The sequence below is a fragment of the Alcaligenes endophyticus genome (genome assembly GCF_026344035.1).
Lineage (GTDB): Bacteria > Pseudomonadota > Gammaproteobacteria > Burkholderiales > Burkholderiaceae_B > Alcaligenes > Alcaligenes endophyticus.
On record NZ_JAPKND010000005.1, the window covers coordinates 152,891 to 175,756 of the forward strand.

A 22,866-nucleotide genomic window follows, 5' to 3' on the forward strand; every position below is an offset into this window, starting at 1 on the left:
AGTGCGCATGCGGTCTAGGCGTATCCAAAACACGCGAGTAGACGCGACAATGCCTTAGCAGGCGCGTGCGCAATTAAATATAGAATAGGGAAGGGGTGTGTGAACTACACGAGGGGAGGGGCACGAGGGCCTAGAGGGGGGCCTGCATGTAAGGTATCAACGGGTGGGGCTTGTGATTCAGGTAAGACGAAGCGTACATCGGGCAAGCGTAGATCGCTAAGCTCGATGGGGACAGCCAGAATAGCGTCCACATTCGCTAGCTGAAAAGGGCAGGTATGTATACTTCCGGCCTGCTCAGTAGAGTGCGAGGTGTCGTCTTGCAAAGACTGCAAAAACTGCTCGAAAGCGACGGATTGTGTTCCAGCAGGAAGGCAAAAGCTCAGCGATAACGGGCTCGTTTCAGACTGCGCGCTTTGAGTAGGCATGTAGCCGTTCGGTATCAGCGCCCGCAAACAAAAAGCCAGCAGACTGAAGCAGAATAATAGCTGCCAAAGTCTATCTGATTTGCGTGCCGTAACGAGAAGGAAACGATTCATGCCTGCGTTTGAAAGAGTACTAGTAGGCTAAACGAAAAGCGCTTAGGATACCTTAATTCCACTGCACAAGTATATGCCAAGCTGCACGTTGCATGTAACGGATGATGGTCGTACTATAAGTGCATAGTGACGGAGGTACGGATGGCAAACGTAAACGCAAGAGTTCAGAAACACAGGGATTCGCTTCGGCAGGCAGGGTTGCGCCCGGTACAGCTTTGGGTACCTGACACACGTCGGCCGGATTTTGCGGCGGAATGCCGCCGTCAGGCGCTGCGGGTAGCAAAGGCAGATAAAACTGACGTGGATACAGAGCTTTTGATGGATGAGACTCTGGCTGACCTTGATGGCTGGACAGAATGAGGCGTGGAGATCTAGTTACTGTTGCGATGCAAGGGGATTTTGGAAAGCCTCGGCCTGCGTTAGTTATTCAAGCGGATTTATTCGCTGCGCATTCGTCAGTGACGGTACTTCCCGTGAGCAGCACAATGGTGAACGCACCCTTATTGCGTATTAGCATTCAGCCAGACTCCGAGAATGGTTTACAAAAACCATCACAAGTCATGATCGATAAGGCATTGACGGTTAAACGGGATAAGCTTGGCCAAGCCTTTGGATCTGTTAACGCTGATACGTTGGTGGAAATTGAACGGTGCCTCGCTGTTTTCTTGGGAATCGCTAAGTAATACGGACAGTCATGCACAAGACTGCTGAACAGGCTCGTTTTCCTCCCTCGAGGACGGCTGCGAAAAATCGCATAATGTATATTATGTAAAGTCGAATAATGACTGAGTAATATGCGTCTCCTCCATCGGTTATAGATCTACAGAATAATTCAGCTATATACTTATCTATATAACGCTTGAGGTATATCAAACCTACTTCAAAGACATAAAGCTTCTAAGTCATGGAGTTCTTTATCATGAGGCGTAAGCGTTTTTTCTGTTCCCGATGTTTTAGCGATGAGAACTTTGCTATGAAATTCTGGCCTAAAGCCCTTGTTTTTGCCTGTGCGGCACTGGGGGTTGCCTATGGTGGTTCGCAGTGGATAGTGTCGGCACGACAGGCTGACCAAACAGCCGATGCCACTGATCTGAATGACCAAACCTTAATCAGCCAAGGAGCCTATGTTTCCAGAACGGCTGATTGTGTAGCCTGTCATACGACGCCTGGCGGCAAACCCTATGCAGGCGGTTTGGCAATGCAAACCCCGTTGGGAGCTATTTATTCCACTAATATCACGCCCGACACCGAGACCGGTATCGGAAAATACACTCTGCGTGACTTTAAAACGGCAGTGCAACACGGAGTACGCCCTGACGGCGCTCCACTCTATCCGGCCATGCCCTACCCGTCTTATGCAATCATGACTGACGCTGAGATGGAAGCTTTGTACGCCTACTTCATGAAAGGTGTCGAGCCAGTTAAGCAGGAAAATAGCCCACCTACTTTGCCTAAGCCCTTCCAAATGCGATGGACCGTGGCTTTTTGGCAGTTCTTGTTTGCCCCCACTCATCAGCAGTTTGTTAATTATGATGATAAAGATGCTGTGTTAAACCGCGGCGCATACTTAGTGGAAGGCCCTGGGCATTGTGGCGCCTGCCATACTCCCCGAGGCGTAGGTTATCAAGAGTTGGCGCTAAGTTTGCGTCAGGGTGACGATTATTTATCCGGTGCTGTTATTGATGGCTGGCGTGCTAAAAGCTTACGCGGTGAAGGCCGTGGCCTGGCCAGTTGGAGCGAGGCCGAGTTAGTCGATTTCTTCGCTACCGGCCGCACCGACAAAGTAGCTGCCTTTGGCGCCATGTCTGATGTAGTCGAGCACAGCACGCAGCACATGACTTCCGCCGACCAACACGCTATGGCCGCCTACCTGAAATCGTTGCCACCGGTGCAAGGGCGTGATCCTGTTATCCCTAAACAAGAAGACAAAACGACTGCAGCCCTGCTCGACGGGCAGTATGTATCGCGCGGTGCTTGGTTGTATATGGAGCATTGCGTAAGTTGCCACCGTGCTGATGGTAAAGGCGTTGCTCGTATATTCCCTGCGCTAGCAGGTAACTCAGCCGTGTTCGCTAATAATCCCCAGTCCGTCATTCAGGTTACGTTGGAAGGTGGGAAAATGCCTCACAATGAAGCGGATGCGATGGCTTTTACTATGCCCGCTTTCCGTCATCTTAGTGATGAGGATATCGCCGAACTGGTGACGTATATACGCAGCAATTGGACTAACCAAGCGCCCGCTGTCGATGCGTCTGAGGTGGCACATATCCGCCAATTCGTGAATCAGAAAGCACCTAATATTCTACCCGCAGGAGCCCAATAATGCCTAAGTCTATAAAAGTTCTGGGTATTTCGGCCTTGGTGCTAGCCTTAACCGCAGTAGTCGCCTATGCCGTCGTGTCTAAACCCGCTCGAACAGGGGAAAACTTGAAAAGTTATCCAATTATCGACAAGGCGAGCAAGGCTGTCGTGGGTCACTACCAAATCCCGCGGGACACGGATATTTCGAATGAAGCGAATGCCGAGCAAATTCTGTATGGTAAGCGCTTGCTCAATGAAACAAGGCGTTTATTGCCTAATAATGTGGGCTCCATGATGAACTGTAATAGTTGTCATGTCTCACAAGGTAAAGCCGAGTTTGGGGCGCACTATATCAATAGTTATTACAGCTATCCTAAAGTTATGCCTCGAGCAGGCAAAGAAATCAATCTGGCTGGACGTATCAACGGCTGTTTCCAGCGCTCAATGAATGGGAAACCATTACCTGTGGATTCGGCAGAAATGACGGCTATGCTGGCGTATATGAAATGGTTAGCCACCGGAGTTGAGGCGGGGCAATATGTGGACATTCCCATTGCGGGAGACATAGACGAGAGCCTAGTACCCAATCCTGAGCGCGGTAAACGACTGTATGCAGCGCAGTGTGCCACTTGTCACGGCACTGAGGGTGAAGGTATCAAGGACGAGCGCGGTCATATCGTTTTCCCACCGCTTTGGGGCGATGAGTCCTTTAATATCGGCGCAGGAATGGCCCGAACCTATAAAGCAGCCGCTTTCATCAAATACAATATGCCCATGAGCGTCAGCACGCACGGTGCGTGGGGCCAGGGCGGCGTACTGAACGACCAAGACGCGGTAGATATTGCCGAGTTCTTCACCCACATGCCCAGACCAGACTTCCCAGCCAAAGTTAACGACTGGCCTAACGGGAAAAAACCCAAGGATGCGCGCTACTAGTTTAGCTGTCGCCTGATCACTGGCCGCTTTGCAAAGCGGCCAGTATAGACTCCCCCGCTCTTTCCCGCGCCAGCCTAGCGTTAAACGGCCATTTATCCAAGGCTGCTCTGTATCGTATAAAGCATAAACAAGTAGCACTCCCCCCCTATTTTACATAGCACCTTACAAGCGCTACAGTAGATCGGGCATTTCTGCTGCCATGGCTGTCCTGTACACTCAGGGCATATCTTGTTTATCTTAGGCTCAAAGGGCCTGTGTATGGAGTTGCCGATGAAAGCCGTAGGTTTTACTCAAAATCTTCCCATTTCTGACCCCCTGTCTTTACTTGATTTGGATTTACCACGGCCTGTCTTGCGTGATCGAGATCTATTAGTTCAGGTGCAGGCCATATCCGTTAATCCAGTTGACACAAAAATACGTCGCAATAGGCCGGTAACCGCCGGTGAATATCAGGTGCTGGGATGGGACGTTTGTGGCATCGTGCAGGAAATTGGCCCCGCGGTGAGCTTATTTAAGCCAGGTGATAGGGTTTGGTATGCAGGCGCTATCGATCGCCCTGGTGCGAATAGCCAATGGCATGCGGTTGATGAACGTATCGTTGCATTAGCGCCTACCAGCCTCAGTGATCCCCAAGCCGCTGCCCTGCCCTTGACCGGAATTACCGCGTGGGAACTGTTATTTGATCGTTTGCAAGTGAGCCGATCTGCCGATGCGCCCGCCAAAACCTTATTAATTGTGGGAGCCGCAGGTGGTGTAGGGTCAATTCTCGTGCAATTAGCCGCTAAATTAACCTCGTTAACGGTCATTGCCACAGCATCACGCCCTGAAACACAAGCGTGGGTAAAACAATTAGGTGCGCATCATGTTATTGATCACAGCAAGCCTTTATCACAAGAGCTCAAAGCTCTAGGCTATCCGAGTGTAGACTTGGTCGCCAGCCTGACTCAAACCGATCAGCACGTAAGCGAACTGGCGGTTAGTATCGCCCCACAAGGAAAACTAGCTTTAATTGACGACCCCACCACATTCGACATTAAGCTATTTAAAAGCAAATCAGTGTCGATTCACTGGGAGTTTATGTACACCCGTTCCATGTATCAAACCGCCGACATGCAGGCGCAACACGAACTGCTAACAGAGTTGGCTGAGCTGGTGGATAAAGGCGTGCTAAAGACCACTTTGGGCCAACATTTGGGTAGCATTAATGCCAACAATCTGCGTCATGCCCATACATTATTAGAAAGCGGCACTACTCAGGGCAAGCTGGTGCTGGAAGGCTGGCGAGAGTAAGCGCCTGCGCCGTTTAGTTTTTCTGCCTCGATTCTGCAGTTGCCCGTTATAGTAAGCATATTTTAATACGACGGGCAGCATTATGAAGCGATCATTTGAACTGGCGGAGCAAGATCCACACACCGATCATGCATGGGCGCAAGAAAAGCTCAACGAGCTGCGCCCTCTGCTATTGCATTGGCAGCAAGAACGATTAGAAAAGGCTGATCAGGCCTTACTGATCGTCGTAGCGGGGATGGACGGTGTGGGTAAAGGTTCCGCCGTTAATACCTTGAACACATGGCTTGATCCTCGCCATGTACATACCTTGGCTTTTTCCGAGCCTACCGAAGAAGAAATCATGCGCCCTGCTATGTGGCGTTACTGGAATAGTCTACCCGCCAAGGGGCAGACAGGCCTTGTTTTTGGTTCTTGGTATGGCGCACTCATGAATGAGTTGCAAAGTAAGCACGGCGACCCAATTAAACTAGATCGCTACGTGCGCGTCATCAAGCAATTCGAGGCAGAGCTGGCGTACCAAGGCGTAAAAATACTTAAGCTTTGGTTCCACTCGTCCCAACAAGCACAAGCCCAACGTTGCCAAGATTTGCTCGCTAATCCTGATACTGCTTGGCGAGTGACCAAAAAAGACTTAAAAGTACAGAAAAAATTCAAGCAAATACGCCGCGCAGCGATGGAAACCATCACGCTGACGCACACTTCTCATGCGCCTTGGGTAATGGTGCCTAGCGCTGATCCCTTCACGCGCGACCTAACCGTGGCACAAGCCGTTCTGAACGCCATGCAGAAACCCGTGCAATCGCAAGAAGTGGAGGCACCGGAGTATCTGGACTGGCCACTCGCAAAGCCGCCTTTGGAACTACGTGCTTTGAAACAAGTAAAATCGCCTATGTCTAAGGAGCACTATGAAAAAGAGCTTCTACATTGGCAGGCTCGGATCTCCAAAGCAGTACGCGGCAAAGCGTTTCAGAGTCATTCTTTGATTATTCTGTTTGAGGGCGAGGATGCCGCGGGTAAAGGCGGTGCTATTAAACGTTTAACTGCTGCGCTGGATGTACGTGACTATGATGTTCACCCGATTGCAGCTCCTGCCGCCTACGAGTTAGCGAGACCGTACTTATGGCGCTTTTGGACACGTCTGCCGCGACATAAAAAAATAGCGATATTCGATCGCTCTTGGTACGGACGAGTGCTGGTAGAGCGTGTGGAAAAACTCGCTCCCGTTGCTGCTTGGAAACGCTCCTATGCGGAAATCAATAACTTTGAAGCTCAATTGGTGGCGAACTCGACCTTGGTCCTTAAGTTTTGGTTGTCCGTCAGCAAAGACGAACAACTGCGCCGCTTTCAGGAGCGCGAGACCTCCCCCCTAAAGACATATAAAATTACCGAAGAGGATTGGCGCAACCGCGGCAAATGGAACGCTTACCGTACAGCCGCCCAAGACATGTTGGATCACACCCACACCGGCTATGCGCCTTGGCATCTCGTGGCCAGCAACGATAAACGAACCGCAAGAATACAAATACTGAAACAAGTTTGTGAGGTGCTGGAATCTTTACAGCATGCACACAGCGACACCTACCTACGACTTACCGAACCCGAGCCCACGCAATTGATTAATGAGCAGGTCTAAGGGCTATGTCGCCCGGTAAATGCAACTAGCCGAGCGACATTTTGGGATGGTGGTAAATGGATTAATTACACGTAAAGTGTTTCGACACTCCCGCAATCCTGAGTGGGGGCTATTTTACAAGCATCGCCGCCAAACGTTGCTGGAGGAGGTGGTGCGCCTGCTGCATAATGCGATCCATCAATTCTTGTACGGTAGGGACATCATTGATCAGCCCTGCCACCATACCGCAAGACCAGACACCAGCATCCATTTGCCCCTGCTGCATCACTTTAGGATAAACACCAGCTACCTCAGGAATAATATCCTCGAACCGTAGCTGCTCTCCTAACGCTTTCTCCTTGGCTAACAAGCGCTTAGCACTGTCATTGTTTAGCACACGCTCGGTATTTCGCAAAGGCCGCATGACCAGACGAGTGTCCAGTTCACTGGCGGCCAAAATAGCTTGTTTAACATTCTCGTGCACAGGGGCTTCCTGAGTCATTAAAAAACGGGTCCCCATATTGATCCCATCAGCTCCCAAAGCTAAGGCAGCCACCAGAGAGCGACCATCTGCCATCCCCCCCGAAGCCACGAAAGGAATTTTCAACTCATCTGCCGCTCGCGGTAATAGGATGAAATTAGGCACATCGTCTTCGCCAGGATGACCTGCGCACTCAAAGCCATCAACACTAACGGCATCACAGCCGATTTTTTGGGCCTTTAGTGCATGACGCACAGAGGTGCACTTATGAATAACTTTAATGTTTGCATTTTGTAGACGCTCCATCCAAGGCTCGGGATTATTTCCCGCCGTTTCAACCACCTTAATACCAGACTGGATTATTACGTCTATGTAGCCGGGATAATCGGGAGGGGTACGGGCAGGCAAAAAAGTCAAATTTACGCCAAAATTGCGCTTGGTCAGGCTCTTGCAGCGCTCAATTTCTTTAGCTAATGCATCGGGGTTGGGTTGGGTTAACGCAGTAATCATGCCCAATCCACCCGCATTGGCCACTGCTGCCACCAAAGGAGCCAGACCTACGTGATGCATGCCACCCTGAATAATGGGGTACTGTATATCAAACAATTCTGTAATTCGAGTTCTCATTGCTTTATCCTTTGGCTAGCTGGGCTAATACTTCATCAGTGTGTTCACCTAACGCTGGGAGGTGAGCGGCGTTACGCGCTTGTCCATCCAAGCTAAAAGGCAGACCTGGTAAACTTAGATTTGTGCCTTGACTAGAAGTGATCGATACGAACAGATCGTTCGACACTCCCCCCTGCCCTGCTTTAACCTGATCCATAGTGCGTATAACCCCAAATACCAAGCCTGCTTTATTGAGTAATGCAGCCAAAGCGTCGACGGACATGGAGCCAAAACTATCGCTTAGCGTTGCATTAAGTTCAGAGCGATTAGCGACTCTGGCTTGGTTATTGGCAAAACGATTGTCTTGCAATAAGTCCATGCGCTCAATGGTACGACACAACACGGAAAAATGAGCATCTGTATAGGCTGATAGCACGATTAGGCCGTCTTGGGCTTGCAATACTTCCGCCGCTGGGGCCACGGTAGCCTGACCATTTCCTCGCCGCAAGGGCATTCGTTGATTCAGACCATATTCGGCCCAGGCATTGGCTAAGGCTGATACAGCAACGTCAATTAAAGACACATCAACCAATGCTCCTTTGGCGTGTTCGTAGCGTCGTAACAAAGCGGCCAAAACACCTGTGACCAAGGCTTGAGAAGCTAACAAGTCAACGACAGTAAAGCCGATTCGTACCGGATCACGATCGGCGAAACCATTCAGGCTCATCATGCCGCTTTCCGCTTGCGCGGCAATATCGAAACCAGGGCGTTGGCTGTACTCACCATTTTGCCCAAAGGCGCTGACTTGGCCATAAATTAAAGCAGGAAAGGTTTTTCTTACGGTGACGCTGTCTAAAGCAAATTTTTCCATTGTTCCTGGTCGCGCATTTTGTAATAACACGTCACTTTGAGCGATGAGGGTTAAAGCCTGTTGCAGATCTTGTTTCTGTCGTAAATCGAGCACCACGGATCTTTTACCACGGTTATAGGCTGAGAACATCGGGCCAAAATCATCTTTTTCCCATCCGAGACGCCGAGCGGTATCCCCACCTGGTGGCTCTATCTTGATAACATCAGCTCCAAGATCTGCCAAGGTCTGTCCGGCAGCAGGAGCAGCAATATACTGCCCGAATTCAATTACCCGCTTTCCATGCAAAGGGAGCTGTTCTCGTTCAAGAGTGGCGTGATGATTCATGATTTGTTTTGCCCATTATTAAATACCGGGGTGCGTTTTTCCAAAAATGCTTTAGCTCCCTCTTGAAACTCAGGTCCAGCAAATAAAGCAGGGGCATTATCCAATTGAAAGTCTAAGGCCTGTTCGATCGACATGGGTGCCCGTCTCAAGCCGGTTTTTATCCGACCTAAAGCACGTCGGGGGCCTGCGGCAAAACGTGCAGCAGCAGGCAGTGCTAACTCCAAACCGCTGCGTTCGTCGCTCCACTCATCAGCTAAACCGCATTGGCCTGCTTGTTTGGCAGTTAACTCTGTTGCACCTAACATCATGCGGCGGGCCTGGGCAATACCCACCCTCGCCGGTAACGACCAGAATAATGCAGCATCTGGCATGGCTCCCACGCGGGTAAATGCGCTGCAAAACACACTTTTCTTCCCCGCGACTACCCAGTCGCACGCTAAAGCCAGCCCTAGGCCAGCTCCATAGGCTGGTCCATCCACAGCAGCCACGATCAACTTATCGCTCAAGGCAAGACGCCGGTATACAGCAGCATTCTGCTGCATAGCCTTTCGGGTTTGCTGTTCAGTATTAGCAGACAATTGCTGTAAATCGCCCCCTGAACAAAAGGCTCCACCGGCCCCGGTCAAGACCGCAGCCCCTAGGCTATCATCATGTTCTAATTGCTCTAGAGCCGCCAACAGGCTTTGGACCAAGCCAGGGGCTTGCAAGGAGTTGCGTTTTTGCGGCGCATTTAAGGTAATGAGCAAAACCTGATTACGGCGCTCAGTTAATACAACTTGCTCATTCATGCCACCACCTCTAGTTCTAGGGCTGCTAGCCTATCTAAGTGCTGCGCCCGATTACCAAACAAAGTGCTAGCGACCGCCAAGCGGCGCAGGTAAGCCCCCAATTTATACTCCTCGGTCATACCAATAGCCCCGTGCAATTGCAATGCTTCTTGCCAAAGCTTATCAGCCATTTTCTGCGTTTGAACCAACAAGGCAGTGACTTGTCGTTCATCTGGTTGACCGGCTACAGCACGCCAGAATGCTCGTACTTCTTCAATCAGCACGTATAAATCCACCAACCGATGCTGAATTACTTGATTACTCCCGATAGCACGTCCAAACTGGCGACGTTCGCACACATACTCCCGAGTCAGTTCAAAGGCTGTGTAGGCAACCCCGGCTAATTCAGCGCAATACGCGACTATGCCTGAGTGTAATGCCTGGTTTAAAAGCTCTAGGACAACGGCTGGATTATCTTGCAATAGCAAGACAGCAGGTGAGCCGTCTAGCGACAGACGTCCTGCGTGCCTATCATCGTAGAAAATAGCCTGTTCACACCGTAAGCCCTCAGCATTCTGGGCTACTAAAAAAATTCCTAGATCGGAATTGTTCGCTATATGGGCCACCAGCAGATAATAATCGGCCCCCCCCACACCTATCATCCACTCTTTACTGCCATACAGTACGTAGTGCTGTCCTTCTTGTAGGTGGGCCTGCATCTGAGGCAAGCCTACGGTGCCGACTAAACCCGGATCCCAGATAGGTAAGCAGAGGCGTAATTGACCCGTTAGTATTTGCTCCTTATCTACGTAAGCTAGGGCCTTTGTGCCAAGCTTGTTCAGCAAGCTCAATGCCATGACCCCACAAGAAACGTAGGGCTCCTGCAAGAGTACTCGGCCGAAGCCTTCAGCGAGCAGGCCCATTTCTTCCGTGCTGCCCCCCACGCCACCCCAATCCTCGCTCAAAGCTAGACCTAACCACCCCATTTCTCCTAGCTCCTGCCAACCAGCTGGAGGGCAACCATGAGCGTGCGCAGTGGCTAAACCTCTACGTTCATTGGTGTACACGCCTTCGGCCCAACGCGTCACGCTATCTGCCAGCATCTGCTGGACATCCACATCCAAGTGACTCATAGCTGCAATACCTTTTTTGCCAGAATGTTATGGAGAATTTCCGAAGATCCGCCCGCCATGGTGTATCCCCGAGCGAGGAAACGACGCGCTGAAGCGGTGCCTGATAGGGCATCGATAGGTAGGCTGGCGGGCGCCTGTGCTTGTATCCACGCCGAGTCCTTTAATTGCCCCTCTATGCCCAGTGATTCCACAATCAGTTCTTCCCAAGACTGGATGAGTTGACTGCCTCGCATTTTCAGCATCGAAACCTCTTCGCCTAGCTGCTCACCCGCTTGCTGGCGGGCAATAAAACGTGCGGCATTGGCCTCTAAAGCCATCAATCTCGCGACCAGTTCAGCATAACGATGGCGGAACCATGGCTGTTGTGACACTGCCTGGCCCCCTTGCTTGCGTGTTGAGCCGGCAAGGCGGGCTCTTGCCATACGCCGTTTGTTCTCGCCTACACGAGCTAATTTCAGGCGCTCGAATTGCAATAAAGACTTAGCGATAGCCCACCCTTGATGCTCCGGTCCGACGCGTAACTGGACGGGAACCCGAACTTGATCTAGGAAAACCTCATTAAATACCACCCATCCGTGAATTCCTTCGATAGGACGCACTTCTATGCCCGAGCTTTGCATATCGATCAGCAAAAATGTAATACCTTCTTGGGGTTTTCCATCTAAGCGACTACGTACAAGGCAAAACATCCAGTCCGCATACTGCGCATAAGAGGTCCAGATTTTTGAACCCGTCACAACGTATTCTTGCTTATCACGTATCGCACGAGTTCCTATGGAAGCTAAGTCTGAGCCCGAATTGGGTTCAGAATAACCCTGACACCACCATTGTTCTCCGCTAGCAATGGCGGGTAGAAAACGCGCCTGTTGTTCGGGTGTTCCTTGTTGAATAAGGATAGGGCCAATCATATCAAAGGTAACGCTATTCAGTTCTGGAGCGTCGGCAAGGGACATTTCCTCATCAAACACCATTTGCTGCGCGACACTCCAAGCTCGCCCGCCCCAGCGCTCAGGCCAATGAGGTACCAGTAATCCCTGTTCGGCTAAAATACGGTTCCAGCGACGACTTTGTTCTACAGTTAGTTGTTGGCCGTTTTCGCTGCTAACACGTATATCATCAGGCAGAGCCTGTTGTACAAAACGACGCACGGATTGTCGAAAGGCGTCCAGATTGTCGCTTGCCTGAAAGACATCACCTGAAAAAAACATCTTGTTCATGCCGATAAGCCTTTATGTAAAACACGACGACCAATCGCCGCACGATGCACCTCGGAAGCGCCGTCATAAATCCTAAATGGCCGCAACATACGTAAAATACTGGATAGCGGAAGGTCTTCAGACACCCCTAAGGCTCCGCAAAGTTGAACAGCAGAGTCAGCCACCTGATAAACAGCCTCGGCCACGTAGACCTTTGCCATAGAGGAATGATGACGTATGGAGAGGCCCTGATCCAAGCGCTTGGATACGTCACGGGTCATCATACGGGCGGCATATAACTTAATATGCGCATCGGCAATTATGCCCTGTACGAGTTGATGTTCTCCGAGTAGACGCCCCTGCGCTTCACGGTGCATGACATAATGTTGGGCCAAATCCATCGCTCGAGACGCTAGCCCGATAAAACGCATGCAATGGAATAAGCGCGCACCTTCCAATCGCCACTGCGCATAATCTAGCCCTTTCCCTGGTTCACCCAGCAGTGCCTGAGCTGGCACATGACAGTTTTCCAATATAATTTCGCCATGCCCGCCCATATCAAAGGGCTCCATAGTCGGAATATCCCGAATCAATTTGAAGCCTGGATTATCCGTATCGACTAAGAACCAAGAGACGCCTTCCTCTGTTCGGGCGACGACGATAGCAAAGTCGGCTTGCCCAGCACCGGTGATGAACCATTTGTGTCCGTCCAATACCCATTCATTGCCAGCACGTCTGGCACGGCTGGCTAACATTTGAGGGTCAGATCCTGCCCCTGGTGCCGGCTCTGTCATCGCAAAACAAGACAGGCGTTTACCTTCCAATAAAGGCTGAAGATATAGACGTCGTTGCCCTGAATTAACTAGTTTTTCTAATACAAAACTATCTGGCTGTATGGGAGGGGCACATTGCAAAGCTACCGGCCCCAAATAGCTACGCCCAGCGATTTCCATTATTTCGCAGCTTTGTTCCCAGTTAAGGCCTAGGCCTCCTATCGCTTTTTCGGCCTGTGGTGCTCCAAGGCCGATAGCTAAAGCCTGCTGTTGCAAATATCGAGCTGTGGTTTGCGCTTGCTCGTGAGTTTCACTGCGCCATGTTTCACGCGGAATCACCACTTCATCGATAAAACGACGCAATTGCTGCTTAAACGTATCAAAAGGAGTTGCGCTACTTTTTGTCATGGCTGTATCACCTTGACTAGTTCGCTCCATCGCTTCGCGTCGGCATCTAAGAACTGTTGGAATTCATTGGTATTCATACAAGCGGCTTCGCCGCCAGCATTAACGATGCGCTGCTGAAACCCAACAGTCTGGCAGGCTTTATTCACAGCATCAGACAGGGCTCGCAGTATAGTCTCGGGAGTACCTGCCGGAGCATGTAAGCCATACCAGGAAAGCGTAGTGACCTCAGGAAAGCCCGCTTCGGCGATAGTTGGCACATCCGGTAATTGGATTGAGCGGTGATTACTGACATTGGCTAAAGCCCTAATAGTGCCTGACTGCACGTGGGGAATCGCGACACTAGAAGGCAGCACGGCCATGGAAACCAAGCCATTAACCAGATCAGGAACGATAGGAGGGGCCCCTTTATACATTACCGACTCTAAAGGGATGTCTGCTACGACCCGAAACAACTCATTAGACATTGTCTGAGGGGTACCGGTGCCACCGTTGCCATACTGCCAACTAGGAACAGCCTGACGAGCGAGATCAGCAAACTCTTTTACGTTATTTGCAGGAGAGTTAGCGGGCACGACAAAATAACTCGCTGATAAAGCGAACCGGGCGATAGGGGTAAAATCGTCAGGCTTCCACGGCAAGTTTTTTTCCAGTAAAGGATTGTTGATTAAGAAACTTGCCGACACCATTAAGGTATACCCGTCTGGCTCAGCTGCCGCTATTTGTCTGGCGGCGATATTGCCACTGGCTCCTGGCCTAGCCTCAACCACCACTACTTGTCCCAACACCTCGTGTAAGGCTTCTGTTAAAGCTCTGGTCTGAACATCTACTACCCCTCCTGCTGCGTAGGGCACAATCACTCGTATTGGCTTATTAGGATAAGTTCCCGAAGCCAATACAGAACCGGCGCTGACCCCTAAAGCCAACGCGCACCCTGCCGTGCGCCAGAAAAATAAAGCACCTAGCATTGTCTTGTCTCCCAATATTATCGTCAATTTAACTGCCATTAGTTTTAATTATGTGGCATTGCTGTCATGATAGGTTTGACTCAAAAAGACTGTCAATACCTGTTATGACAGGTTTGTTTGTTACTTAATTTGTTTCTGATAAGCATCTGATATATAGCTAATTAATTTTCTTCTTGAAAATAAAACTAAAAAACAGAATAAAGAGCTATCATATAAGCTTGTGCTTAAAACTAAACAACTATGCGCTTATCAATTTCTCCCTCTCGACCCTTAGACCCTACTGCTCATATCCCTTTGTTTGAGCAGCTTAAAGAATGTTTGCGGCAGGATATCTTGAAGCTACGTTTGGCTCCTGGGCAGAAGTTACCTTCAGAGCAGAAAATGCAACAGCAGTTTGGCGTTAGCCGGATCACTGTTCGTCAGGCTTTATCGGCATTGCAAAGCGATGGACTGATTGAGACCATTAACGGAAAAGGCAGTTTCGTGACGCGCCCAGCCAATGCCCCTAGGCTTGGCATGCTAAGCGGCTTTTTCGATTACATGCGTAGCCGAGGTAAAGTCGCCCAAGGTAGAGTGTTATCCGTCCGCAAAGCGCCATCCTCTAAGCTAATCAGCGATGCTTTAAAGGTACCTGCGGGGACAGTCTTGACTACGATTCAATCATTACGGCTAGTAAACGACACGCCGGTTACCGTAGGGCGGATCGTAGCGCCCTGTGCCTTAGCCGAACAATTACTACAAGCAGACCTAGACAATGAAGACGTGATGACCCTGCTAGAGTCCGATTGTCATATTCGTTTGGAAAGTACTCATATCGAAGCCAGCGCCGTGACAGCCGGCGAAGTGCGCGCTCGTCAACTAGAAATTGCTAGCGGTAGCCCCTTACTACGCATACGCTTTGTTCCACATGATTTGTCTGGCAAAGCGCTTATTTTTGCAGAAATGTATTTTCGGCCCGATCAGTTTTCCTATCGAGCTATTATCCGTCGCTAGGCAGCCGACAAGCCATCGGCATAAGGGTACTGGCCTAACGTAGCGATCACTTGTTTGAGTAAGTGATCGCTTTCATCTTGACGCCACGCCATACTGAGCTCGGCCAAGTGTTCTTGGGGGCCCTCCAAAGGTAGATAATGCAAATGCATCAGGCGATAACGAGAAAAGACAGACGGCACTAACGCTACTCCTATTCCGCCTTCTACTAAGGATAAAATCGTTGGCAACATGCCTTGTTGCACCGGGTTGACGCTTATCTGATGCTGCGCCAGACAACGATTCACCAAATTAAAAAAATAGGGCGACAGGCGCGGATCATACATAATCATATCGGCTTGGTTCAGTTCATGAGGGCTCAGACTGTGCCGCTGAGCAAAAGGATGATCGGCGGGCACTGCGATACATAAAGGCTCTCGGTACAACAAGCAACTGGCCAAATCAGGGATAGGCGAGAGTAAACGGATCAAGCCTATATCTAGACTGCCATTTCTGATTTGTTCATGAATCAGGTGTGTGCTGGACTCAACAATATTAAATTCGACTGCCGGAAAATGATGCCGCAAATGGCGCAATAGACCAGAAAAATTGGAATACATGCCAGAGGGGGTGATACCCATATTAACCACCCCTTGCTTGCCCTCCCCCAAGGCGCGGATTTTCTGCCTTAATTGCATCGTTTTTGCCTCTAGATCCCGTAGCTCAGGGTATAAAGCCTGACCGGCCCGGCTGAGGCTGACGGAACGGGTAGTACGTATGAACAGCTCTGCCCCCAACTCCTCTTCTAGCTGCCGTATAGCCTGACTTAAGGGGGGTTGACTGATAAATAAACGCTTGGCCGCACGACCAAAGTGCAACTCTTCCGCCAGAACACAAAACATGTGGGCAAGACGTGGATCAATTAACATTGTTAGCTCACAGGATATAAATAGCTAAATAATATTATATTGGACGCTATAAATAATGCTATCTAGAATGAAGTTATAGACATAAAACCCCTGGAGACTTGACACATGTTGAACAAACCTACCCTATTAGCGACCGCTCTGTGCGGCGTGATGACTTTTGGCTCTAGCTGGGCGAGCAGTTTTCCGTCCGAGCCTATTCGTATCAACGTACCCTTTGCTCCGGGAGGCGGGACAGACTTTTTGTCTCGCAGCATCGCTAATAAAATGGCCGAGCAAACGGGGTGGACCATTATTGTAGAAAACCGTCCTGGCGCCGCTGGCACCATTGCGATGAGCCACGTAGCGCGCTCTACGCCCAGCGGTCATGAGTTAATTATCGGTCAGCTCGATACCTTAGCCATCGCCCCCGCCATCTATCCTAATGTGACCTGGGACCCGATTAAAAACTTTGAGCCCATCGGCTTGATGGCGACAACTCCTTTGCTGATCGTATCTAATGCTACGGGCCCCTATCAGAATTTGCCTGACGCCCTGGCAGCGGCCAAGGCTCAACCTGAAAAAATTGATTATGCCTCACCCGGTGTAGGCAGTATTTCACACTTGGCAGTCGCACTACTTGAACAAGAAAGTGGCACCAAGATGCAGCATATTCCGTACAAAGGTGCCGGTCCCGCTATGACTGATCTGCTGGGAAATCGGGTTTCGCTCTATGCTGCCTCGATTGCTGCCGCCATGCCGCAGGTGCAGTCCAAAAACGTGACCCCCTTAGCCGTTACCGGCGCTCAGCGCAGTGCTGCCTTGCCCGATACGCCTACCGTGGCCGAGCTAGGCTATCCCAATGTCAATATTGATGTGTGGTATGGCCTATTCGCCCCCAGCGGTGTGGATGCCGAAAAACTTGAAACCTTGCATCAAGCCTTAAATAATGCCTTGAATGACCCTGAAATCGTTAAATTACTTGGCGCGCAAGGCTTGATGGTTAAACCTGATTCACGCGATGCTTTGCGCACAATAGTAGAGACGGACGTAGCCCGTTGGCCTGCCATTGTGCAACAAGCAGATGTTAGCCATTAACACTATGTCCATTACACAGGAAGGATATCTGCAGTCTTTGTCCTACCAGCTTGAGCGCCTATATGGAATAACCAGCCGCGCCCAGGCTGAGGACATACAAGCAGAGATCCTACGCATCAACCAGGCCGTACAAACCATGGCGGCCACGCACCTTAACCCTATACAGCCTTTAATCAGTTTTCAGGCCGCTTTACTTAGCGAGCAAGACAGCAGTAACCAAGAGGAAAAAGCATGAGTGATTCCGTCTTAGACCTGCATCTGCACCAAGCCCATCAGGCCTTACAGCAGGGAAAAGTGAATACGGTGGAGCTGGTCGAACATGCTCTAGAGCGCGCGCACGAGGTACGCCATTACACTAATGCGTTCGTACAAATCCATAGTTTCCCTGCGATGGCTCGAGCGCAAGCATTAAAAAACCAGCCTGTTACTACGCGCTTGCAGGGTATCCCCTTGGCCCATAAAGACTGCCTTGCCCATGCCGGGCAGACTATGGGGGTGGGTTCGCCGCTACAGCGTCAGCCGGCACATATAGACTCCACCGCCATCAGTCGCTTGCAAGAACAAGGCGCTATCGAAATTGGTACGCTTCATCTGAGCGAAGTGATTGCTGGCCCATCAGGCAACAACGTGTTTTTAGGTGATTGCCACAACGCGTGGAATGCAGCGTATATCTCGGGCGGCTCGTCCAGTGGCTCCGCGGTCGCGGTCGCAACAGGAAGCGTTTACGCCGCCTTAGGTACTGACACAGGCGGTTCAGTACGCATTCCTGCGGCGTTAAATGGGCTGTTTGGTGTCAAGCCTACGTTCGGACGGGTATCTCGCTATGGCGCTTTCCCCCGTTCAGCATCTAGCGACGTACTCGGACCGTTGGCGCGCAGCGCTAAAGACTGCGCCATTGTTTTAGATACGATTGCAGGCCCAGATCCCTATGACTCAGACACTATGGGGATACCCAAACCGGACTACGTAGCTGGACTGGAGCAGGCTCATGAAGGCAGCCGTCTCGGTGTTTTTCAGACCGGTACTGATATTGATGAGGATGTGCAGACCTGCTTTGAGCATTTACTTAGCCTAGCTTCAAGCAAATGGGGGCAGTTAGTCAATCGCCATTCCGATGACTGGCAACAGCTTTATGCTTTAGGCGATGTGCTCTCCAAAGTCGAGGCCGCGCAAGTGCATTCAGCCAGCATGGCTGACCAGCCTGAGCAGTACTCCAAAGGGGTATTTACGCGTACCGAGCCCGGTTTGTTATTGCCAGCCACTCGTTATATCGAAACTCAACAGTTGCGTCCTTTACTGATGCAACGCTTTGTACAGCAAGCATTTGCACAAGTAGATGTACTATTGCTCCCCACTCTACCCATCTGCACTCCCTTGATAAAGGATATCGATATGGAGGCACAGGGCCAGGTGCACCATCTGGTTCCTCGTTTGACACGCCTGACACGTCCTTTCAGCTACCTAGGCTTACCGGTGGTATCTATGCCTATGGGGCTAGACAGTCGTGGCATGCCTGTGGGAGTTCAATTAGTTGGACGCCCCTATGCTGAGTCCCGTCTGCTTTCCGTCGCTCATCATCTAAGCCTCTTGCTTGACTGGTCGTTCAAACCATCCCAACTAATGCGTCAGTTGAAAGAGAGTGCACACGCTTCGCCCTGATACAACAGACGTTGTAAGAAAAATATCCCTGCCCCCGTGCCTTCAGGCCGCGGGGGCATTTTTTTTAACCTGGTATTTAGCGTTCCCTTTTTGAGGAAATGAGTGACTTAATCTCGCCAATCATCATCATTTAGTAGTGCTTCCCCTTGGTGCGCTAAGAATCTTTCGACTCTCCCGTTTGATCAGGGTATATTTACGATTTTGCCTATACAACTCAAGGCAACACACAGGGTATAACTAGGAGACGAGCTTGGATACCTTACAAGCGTTATTCAATACTTTAGGAAACTGGGTCTGGGGACCCGCCATGCTTATTTTGTTGGTCGGTACAGGCGTATGGCTGACTGTTTTGTTACGAGGAATACAGTTCAGTAAATTGCCATTTGCTCTGCGGCAGGCCTTTGGTAAGCCCCCGGGGCAAGATAACAAACCCGGGGATGTATCTCACTTTGCTGCGCTTATGACAGCACTCTCTGCCACGATTGGTACCGGCAATATTGCTGGTGTGGCCACAGCCGTCGTGCTAGGTGGCCCGGGCGCCGTATTCTGGATGTGGATAACCGCTATTTTTGGTATGGCCACCAAGTACGCGGAAGGTATTTTGGCGGTGCATTATCGCGTTGTAAATAGTAAAGGGGAAATGGCAGGCGGCCCCATGTATTACATCGAGCGAGGCTTAAAGCTGAAATGGTTGGCAGTACTGTTCGCTCTGTTTGCTGTACTGGCATCGTTTGGTATAGGTAGCTCGGTACAGTCGAACTCTGTTGCTCAATCGATCGAGGCCAGTTTTGGCGTAGCACCTATGCTAACGGGTGTCGTGCTAACCGTATTAACGGCCCTGGTTATTCTAGGCGGTATTAAAAGTATTGCTCGTGTTGCCTCTGTTATTGTGCCTGTCATGGCTGTAATCTACGTGCTAGGCGGCTTGATTATTATTGGCTTGAATCTGGAGCTACTCGGTCCGGCAATCAAACTCATTTTTGTTGATGCCTTTACCGGTGAAGCTGTTGCTGGTGGTGCCGTCGGTGCGGCCATACGATATGGTGTCGCGCGCGGGGTGTTTTCCAATGAGGCCGGTATGGGTTCCGCACCGATTGCAGCCGCAGCGGCTAAAACCGACCATCCCGGACGTCAGGCGCTAGTCTCCATGACAGGAACCTTTCTGGACACCATCGTGGTATGTTCGATTACTGGTTTGGTGCTGGTCATGGGTAACATGTACACCAGTGGACAAACGGGCGCGGCATTAACCACGCACACTTTTAATGCCTTGCTCCCCGGCTGGGGGGGGTATTTGGTCACCTTTGGCTTAGTGTTTTTTGCTTACTCCACCATTTTGGGATGGTGCTACTACGGTGAAAAATGCGCAGCCTATTTGTTAGGCGACAAAATGATTATTCCCTATCGCATTGTCTATGTGGCCTCGGTTATGCTGGGCACGGTTGCTAGCCTGGACTTGGTATGGGCAGCTTCCGATACCTTCAACGGTTTAATGGCCGTTCCTAACCTGATAGCCCTATTACTACTGTCGGGTGTAGTGGTTCGCCAAACCAAAGACTTCTTCAATAAGTTGGATACCGGCGAGTTACCGCGTTAATACATAATTCAAACGCATGCGGTCACGACTTAAGGTCAGTGACCGCATAAATGCTAAACGCCGGTAAAACACCAATGATAAAAATGAGTCCGCTAACGCGAACTGCGCTGATCCACCTTAAACAACTCGCTATCAGTCGCGCTTGACCACCTGCACAAGGTTGGCTGCTTTCTTGGCCGTAGTGCGTGCGTTGTCCACGTTAGCATCGTAAGCTAAGGCTACCCCCATACGACGCTTCTCAAAGCTTTCGGGCTTTCCAAATAGTCGGATGTCTGTTTGGGGGATACTTAAGGCTTGCTCTACCTGTAAAAAATCTACGCCCTGAGCCTGCACACCACCATAAATGACGGCACTGGCGCCCGGACTTTTTAGACGTGTATCGACGGGCAAACCTAAGATGGCGCGGGCATGTAGCTCGAACTCGGACTGCCATTGCGTAATCATCGTTACCATGCCGGTGTCATGTGGACGCGGGCTTACTTCGCTAAACCATACCTGATCACCTTTCACAAAAAGCTCTACCCCAAATAATCCTAAGCCACCTAAGTTGTCGGTAACGACTTTAGCGATATGTTGAGCTTGCTCTAGTGCTTTGCTGCTCATGGCTTGCGGTTGCCAGCTTTCTACATAGTCTCCGTCCACCTGCTTATGACCAATCGCTTCGCAAAAGTGCGTTTGAGTCTCGCCTTGCGCGTTGCGTGCTCTAACGGTTAGCAAGGTAATTTCGAAGTCAAAATCAATAAAGCCTTCAACGATGACTCGTGCTTGGCTAACCCGCCCTCCTTCCATCGCGTAATTCCAGGCTTTTTCTACATCGGCGGGTGTGCTAATTTTGCTTTGCCCTTTGCCTGAACTGCTCATTAAGGGCTTGACCACACACGGATAGCCAATTCCCCCATCAATGGCTGCCTGTAGCTGCTCTAAGCTATCACAAAACTGATACGGGCTAGTGGCCACACCTAGGGTTTCGGCTGCTAAACGACGTATGCCTTCTCTGTCCATGGTGAGGCGAGCTGCACGAGCCGTAGGAATGACTTGCACCTTACCCTCGGCCTCTAACTCCTCGAGTACTTGGGTGGCAATTGCCTCAATTTCAGGCACGATAAGAGTGGGCTGCTCTTGTTCGATCAATTGCCGCAATTGTTGTGGGTCGCTCATGCTAATGGTGCGCGCATGATGAGCCACTTGATGACCCGGAGCATTATCGTAGCGGTCGACCGCTATGGTCTCTACCCCCAAACGTTGTAAGGCAATCAGCACTTCTTTGCCCAGTTCGCCGGCACCTAGAAACATGATTTTTTTTGACGTTGGTAATAAAGGGGTACCCAGCAGACTCATAAGAATAATCCTGATAAAAAGAGTAAAAGCAAGACGGGTTTTTTAGCACTCTGCCCTGCCCTTTTATTGTAAGCGCTTTCGATAGGCTCCTGGTGCGCTGCCTGTCCATTGACGAAAGGCTCGGTTAAACGCCGTGGCATCCTCAAAACCCAGCTTATGAGCAATGTCAGCGACCGGTATGCGTGTTTTATTCAGCAATTCCACCGCAAGGTCGCGTCGCAGAGTATCTTTAATGCGTTGAAAGCTGCTGCCTTCATCCGCCAAACGGCGAGCAAGGGTACGCGTGGAAACATGTAAGGCGCTGGCGACCTGCTCTAAGCCAAGCGGTTGGCCCATACGTTCTGTAAGATAGCTGCGGACGCGATAAGTGTTGGGCCGCTCGGTTTCTAAAAAATAGAACCAGTTCATGGGAGCATTACGCAAGAATTTTCGTAACGAGTTTTGGTCTTGTCGAATGGGCTCGTTCATATAAGCAGGGTCCATATATAAGGCTGTGGTCGGTTCGTTAAAATAGACGGGCCCCGGGTACAAATGCTTATATTCGGCCGCATGCTCCGGCTTAGGAAAAGGAAAGCAGATGCGAACGAAAGGTATTTTTTTGGCAATCATCCATGACGATACCCCTTGTACCAACATCAACATCAACTCTAGCGCCAAGACACGCGAGCTACCCAAGTGGCCTACCTCATGCAGAGCGATTCTCACCAGACCTTCAGGCGTGTGACTCACCTCGAATTGCACGTCGACATTGATTAAGCGGTAAAAATTACAAAATCGGTTTAATGCCACACTGAGTACTGGTGCACTGAGCATGCACAGGCACAAATATTTGAGCGTGCCGTTGCGTAAAGGCAAAGAAAACATGCCTAGCGTTTCGTCGTCCGTATGTATTGCTAAGGTTCTATAAAGCTCTGCAAATTTTTCCATCGTAATACGAGCGCCCTGCAAATTAAGGAGTTCTGGAGCGAATCCAGTGTTGCTTAACCAGGATGGGTCATAGTCGGTGCGTGTCACCACATTGCTCAATAGCGCCTGAACAAAACGCACTGAAATAGTTTGAGTCTCGAATTTCATGGAAATGCACCAAAAAATCAATGGGAG

22 protein-coding genes are annotated in these 22,866 nt (G+C 50.4%); 11 read left to right on the top strand and 11 right to left on the bottom strand.

Going from position 1 to position 22,866, the window contains the following annotated elements; genetic code table 11:
- Positions 1-104: 104 nt before the first annotated feature.
- Positions 105-425 (bottom strand): hypothetical protein, encoded by a 321-nt coding sequence (locus OSH01_RS10745; protein WP_266124100.1) that lies wholly within the window; start codon positions 423-425, stop codon positions 105-107.
- 252 nt (positions 426-677) lie between these two features.
- Between OSH01_RS10745 and OSH01_RS10750 the strand changes: the two genes are divergently transcribed.
- The 6 genes from OSH01_RS10750 (at position 678) to pap (ending at position 6,696) form a co-directional block, all read left to right on the top strand.
- Positions 678-896, top strand: a complete 219-nt coding sequence (locus OSH01_RS10750) for an antitoxin MazE family protein (protein ID WP_266124101.1) — start codon at positions 678-680, stop codon at positions 894-896.
- Positions 893-1,219 (top strand): type II toxin-antitoxin system PemK/MazF family toxin, encoded by a 327-nt coding sequence (locus OSH01_RS10755; RefSeq protein ID WP_266124102.1) that lies wholly within the window; start codon positions 893-895, stop codon positions 1,217-1,219. The genes OSH01_RS10750 and OSH01_RS10755 overlap by 4 nt, the downstream gene beginning before the upstream one ends.
- 290 nt (positions 1,220-1,509) lie before the next feature.
- Entirely contained in the window at positions 1,510-2,859 is a 1,350-nt protein-coding gene (locus OSH01_RS10760; protein ID WP_266124103.1) for a cytochrome c, read from the top strand.
- Positions 2,859-3,773 carry a c-type cytochrome gene (locus OSH01_RS10765; RefSeq protein WP_266124104.1) on the top strand — a complete coding sequence of 305 codons (915 nt, stop codon included), beginning with the start codon at positions 2,859-2,861 and terminating at the stop codon, positions 3,771-3,773. Before OSH01_RS10760 ends, OSH01_RS10765 begins: the two co-directional genes overlap by 1 nt.
- A gap of 270 nt (positions 3,774-4,043) precedes the next feature.
- Complete coding sequence (locus OSH01_RS10770) at positions 4,044-5,063, top strand: zinc-binding alcohol dehydrogenase family protein (protein WP_266124105.1); 1,020 nt, start codon at positions 4,044-4,046, stop codon at positions 5,061-5,063.
- Positions 5,064-5,145: 82 nt separating this feature from the next.
- The gene (gene pap / locus OSH01_RS10775; RefSeq protein WP_266124106.1) at positions 5,146-6,696 is read left to right on the top strand and encodes a polyphosphate:AMP phosphotransferase; all 1,551 of its coding nucleotides are present in this window, start codon (positions 5,146-5,148) and stop codon (positions 6,694-6,696) included.
- A 109-nt stretch (positions 6,697-6,805) separates the two neighbouring features.
- Here pap and OSH01_RS10780 read toward each other — a convergent pair whose 3' ends face one another.
- The 7 genes from OSH01_RS10780 to OSH01_RS10810 are packed head-to-tail and all read right to left on the bottom strand — an operon-like array spanning position 6,806 to position 14,199.
- Entirely contained in the window at positions 6,806-7,783 is a 978-nt protein-coding gene (locus OSH01_RS10780) for an NAD(P)H-dependent flavin oxidoreductase (RefSeq protein ID WP_266124107.1), read from the bottom strand.
- Positions 7,784-7,787: 4 nt separating this feature from the next.
- Positions 7,788-8,957: a CaiB/BaiF CoA transferase family protein gene (locus OSH01_RS10785; protein ID WP_266124108.1), complete on the bottom strand. Its 1,170-nt coding sequence runs from the start codon at positions 8,955-8,957 to the stop codon at positions 7,788-7,790.
- A complete protein-coding gene (locus OSH01_RS10790) occupies positions 8,954-9,745 on the bottom strand; it encodes an enoyl-CoA hydratase/isomerase family protein (protein WP_266124109.1) in 792 nt (263 codons plus the stop codon). Before OSH01_RS10790 ends, OSH01_RS10785 begins: the two co-directional genes overlap by 4 nt.
- Positions 9,742-10,857, bottom strand: coding sequence for an acyl-CoA dehydrogenase family protein (locus OSH01_RS10795; protein WP_266124110.1), 1,116 nt, complete (start codon positions 10,855-10,857; stop codon positions 9,742-9,744). Before OSH01_RS10795 ends, OSH01_RS10790 begins: the two co-directional genes overlap by 4 nt.
- Positions 10,854-12,074 carry an acyl-CoA dehydrogenase family protein gene (locus tag OSH01_RS10800; protein ID WP_266124111.1) on the bottom strand — a complete coding sequence of 407 codons (1,221 nt, stop codon included), beginning with the start codon at positions 12,072-12,074 and terminating at the stop codon, positions 10,854-10,856. The genes OSH01_RS10795 and OSH01_RS10800 overlap by 4 nt, the downstream gene beginning before the upstream one ends.
- Complete coding sequence (locus OSH01_RS10805; protein ID WP_266124112.1) at positions 12,071-13,234, bottom strand: acyl-CoA dehydrogenase family protein; 1,164 nt, start codon at positions 13,232-13,234, stop codon at positions 12,071-12,073. The genes OSH01_RS10800 and OSH01_RS10805 overlap by 4 nt, the downstream gene beginning before the upstream one ends.
- Positions 13,231-14,199 (bottom strand): tripartite tricarboxylate transporter substrate binding protein, encoded by a 969-nt coding sequence (locus tag OSH01_RS10810; protein WP_266124113.1) that lies wholly within the window; start codon positions 14,197-14,199, stop codon positions 13,231-13,233. The genes OSH01_RS10805 and OSH01_RS10810 overlap by 4 nt, the downstream gene beginning before the upstream one ends.
- A 240-nt stretch (positions 14,200-14,439) precedes the next feature.
- On the opposite strand from OSH01_RS10810, the gene OSH01_RS10815 reads away from it, so the two are divergent.
- Entirely contained in the window at positions 14,440-15,192 is a 753-nt protein-coding gene (locus tag OSH01_RS10815) for a GntR family transcriptional regulator (RefSeq protein WP_266124114.1), read from the top strand.
- On the opposite strand, the gene OSH01_RS10820 is transcribed toward OSH01_RS10815, so the two are convergent.
- Complete coding sequence (locus tag OSH01_RS10820; protein WP_266124115.1) at positions 15,189-16,097, bottom strand: LysR substrate-binding domain-containing protein; 909 nt, start codon at positions 16,095-16,097, stop codon at positions 15,189-15,191. The genes OSH01_RS10815 and OSH01_RS10820 overlap by 4 nt on opposite strands.
- Positions 16,098-16,202: 105 nt before the next feature.
- Here OSH01_RS10820 and OSH01_RS10825 point away from each other — a divergent pair, with 105 nt between their 5' ends.
- From OSH01_RS10825 to OSH01_RS10840, 4 genes are all read left to right on the top strand, one after another.
- A complete protein-coding gene (locus OSH01_RS10825) occupies positions 16,203-17,171 on the top strand; it encodes a Bug family tripartite tricarboxylate transporter substrate binding protein (RefSeq protein ID WP_266124116.1) in 969 nt (322 codons plus the stop codon).
- A 4-nt stretch (positions 17,172-17,175) separates the two neighbouring features.
- On the top strand, positions 17,176-17,406 hold the full coding sequence (locus OSH01_RS10830; protein WP_266124117.1) for a hypothetical protein: 231 nt from the start codon (positions 17,176-17,178) through the stop codon (positions 17,404-17,406).
- Positions 17,403-18,830: an amidase gene (locus tag OSH01_RS10835; protein ID WP_266124118.1), complete on the top strand. Its 1,428-nt coding sequence runs from the start codon at positions 17,403-17,405 to the stop codon at positions 18,828-18,830. The genes OSH01_RS10830 and OSH01_RS10835 overlap by 4 nt, the downstream gene beginning before the upstream one ends.
- A 250-nt stretch (positions 18,831-19,080) precedes the next feature.
- Positions 19,081-20,427: an alanine/glycine:cation symporter family protein gene (locus tag OSH01_RS10840; protein ID WP_323177992.1), complete on the top strand. Its 1,347-nt coding sequence runs from the start codon at positions 19,081-19,083 to the stop codon at positions 20,425-20,427.
- Positions 20,428-20,559: 132 nt separating this feature from the next.
- On the opposite strand, the gene purT is transcribed toward OSH01_RS10840, so the two are convergent.
- Together purT and OSH01_RS10850 are read right to left on the bottom strand one after the other, a co-directional pair.
- Positions 20,560-21,765, bottom strand: coding sequence for a formate-dependent phosphoribosylglycinamide formyltransferase (gene purT, locus OSH01_RS10845; RefSeq protein ID WP_266124119.1), 1,206 nt, complete (start codon positions 21,763-21,765; stop codon positions 20,560-20,562).
- Positions 21,766-21,828: 63 nt separating this feature from the next.
- Positions 21,829-22,839 (bottom strand): AraC family transcriptional regulator, encoded by a 1,011-nt coding sequence (locus OSH01_RS10850; protein WP_266124120.1) that lies wholly within the window; start codon positions 22,837-22,839, stop codon positions 21,829-21,831.
- Positions 22,840-22,866: the final 27 nt, after the last annotated feature.

Coding starts and splice junctions, on each gene's coding strand:
- OSH01_RS10755 (WP_266124102.1), top strand. CDS start 893: ATGAGGCGTGGAGATCTAGTTACTGTTGCGATGCAAGGGGATTTTGGA.
- OSH01_RS10825 (WP_266124116.1), top strand. CDS start 16,203: ATGTTGAACAAACCTACCCTATTAGCGACCGCTCTGTGCGGCGTGATG.
- OSH01_RS10765 (WP_266124104.1), top strand. CDS start 2,859: ATGCCTAAGTCTATAAAAGTTCTGGGTATTTCGGCCTTGGTGCTAGCC.
- OSH01_RS10795 (WP_266124110.1), bottom strand. CDS start 10,857: ATGAGTCACTTGGATGTGGATGTCCAGCAGATGCTGGCAGATAGCGTG.
- pap (WP_266124106.1), top strand. CDS start 5,146: ATGAAGCGATCATTTGAACTGGCGGAGCAAGATCCACACACCGATCAT.
- OSH01_RS10805 (WP_266124112.1), bottom strand. CDS start 13,234: ATGACAAAAAGTAGCGCAACTCCTTTTGATACGTTTAAGCAGCAATTG.
- OSH01_RS10800 (WP_266124111.1), bottom strand. CDS start 12,074: ATGAACAAGATGTTTTTTTCAGGTGATGTCTTTCAGGCAAGCGACAAT.
- OSH01_RS10770 (WP_266124105.1), top strand. CDS start 4,044: ATGAAAGCCGTAGGTTTTACTCAAAATCTTCCCATTTCTGACCCCCTG.
- OSH01_RS10780 (WP_266124107.1), bottom strand. CDS start 7,783: ATGAGAACTCGAATTACAGAATTGTTTGATATACAGTACCCCATTATT.
- OSH01_RS10820 (WP_266124115.1), bottom strand. CDS start 16,097: ATGTTAATTGATCCACGTCTTGCCCACATGTTTTGTGTTCTGGCGGAA.
- OSH01_RS10810 (WP_266124113.1), bottom strand. CDS start 14,199: ATGCTAGGTGCTTTATTTTTCTGGCGCACGGCAGGGTGCGCGTTGGCT.
- purT (WP_266124119.1), bottom strand. CDS start 21,765: ATGAGTCTGCTGGGTACCCCTTTATTACCAACGTCAAAAAAAATCATG.
- OSH01_RS10835 (WP_266124118.1), top strand. CDS start 17,403: ATGAGTGATTCCGTCTTAGACCTGCATCTGCACCAAGCCCATCAGGCC.
- OSH01_RS10815 (WP_266124114.1), top strand. CDS start 14,440: ATGCGCTTATCAATTTCTCCCTCTCGACCCTTAGACCCTACTGCTCAT.
- OSH01_RS10850 (WP_266124120.1), bottom strand. CDS start 22,839: ATGAAATTCGAGACTCAAACTATTTCAGTGCGTTTTGTTCAGGCGCTA.
- OSH01_RS10750 (WP_266124101.1), top strand. CDS start 678: ATGGCAAACGTAAACGCAAGAGTTCAGAAACACAGGGATTCGCTTCGG.
- OSH01_RS10760 (WP_266124103.1), top strand. CDS start 1,510: ATGAAATTCTGGCCTAAAGCCCTTGTTTTTGCCTGTGCGGCACTGGGG.
- OSH01_RS10785 (WP_266124108.1), bottom strand. CDS start 8,957: ATGAATCATCACGCCACTCTTGAACGAGAACAGCTCCCTTTGCATGGA.
- OSH01_RS10790 (WP_266124109.1), bottom strand. CDS start 9,745: ATGAATGAGCAAGTTGTATTAACTGAGCGCCGTAATCAGGTTTTGCTC.
- OSH01_RS10830 (WP_266124117.1), top strand. CDS start 17,176: ATGTCCATTACACAGGAAGGATATCTGCAGTCTTTGTCCTACCAGCTT.
- OSH01_RS10745 (WP_266124100.1), bottom strand. CDS start 425: ATGCCTACTCAAAGCGCGCAGTCTGAAACGAGCCCGTTATCGCTGAGC.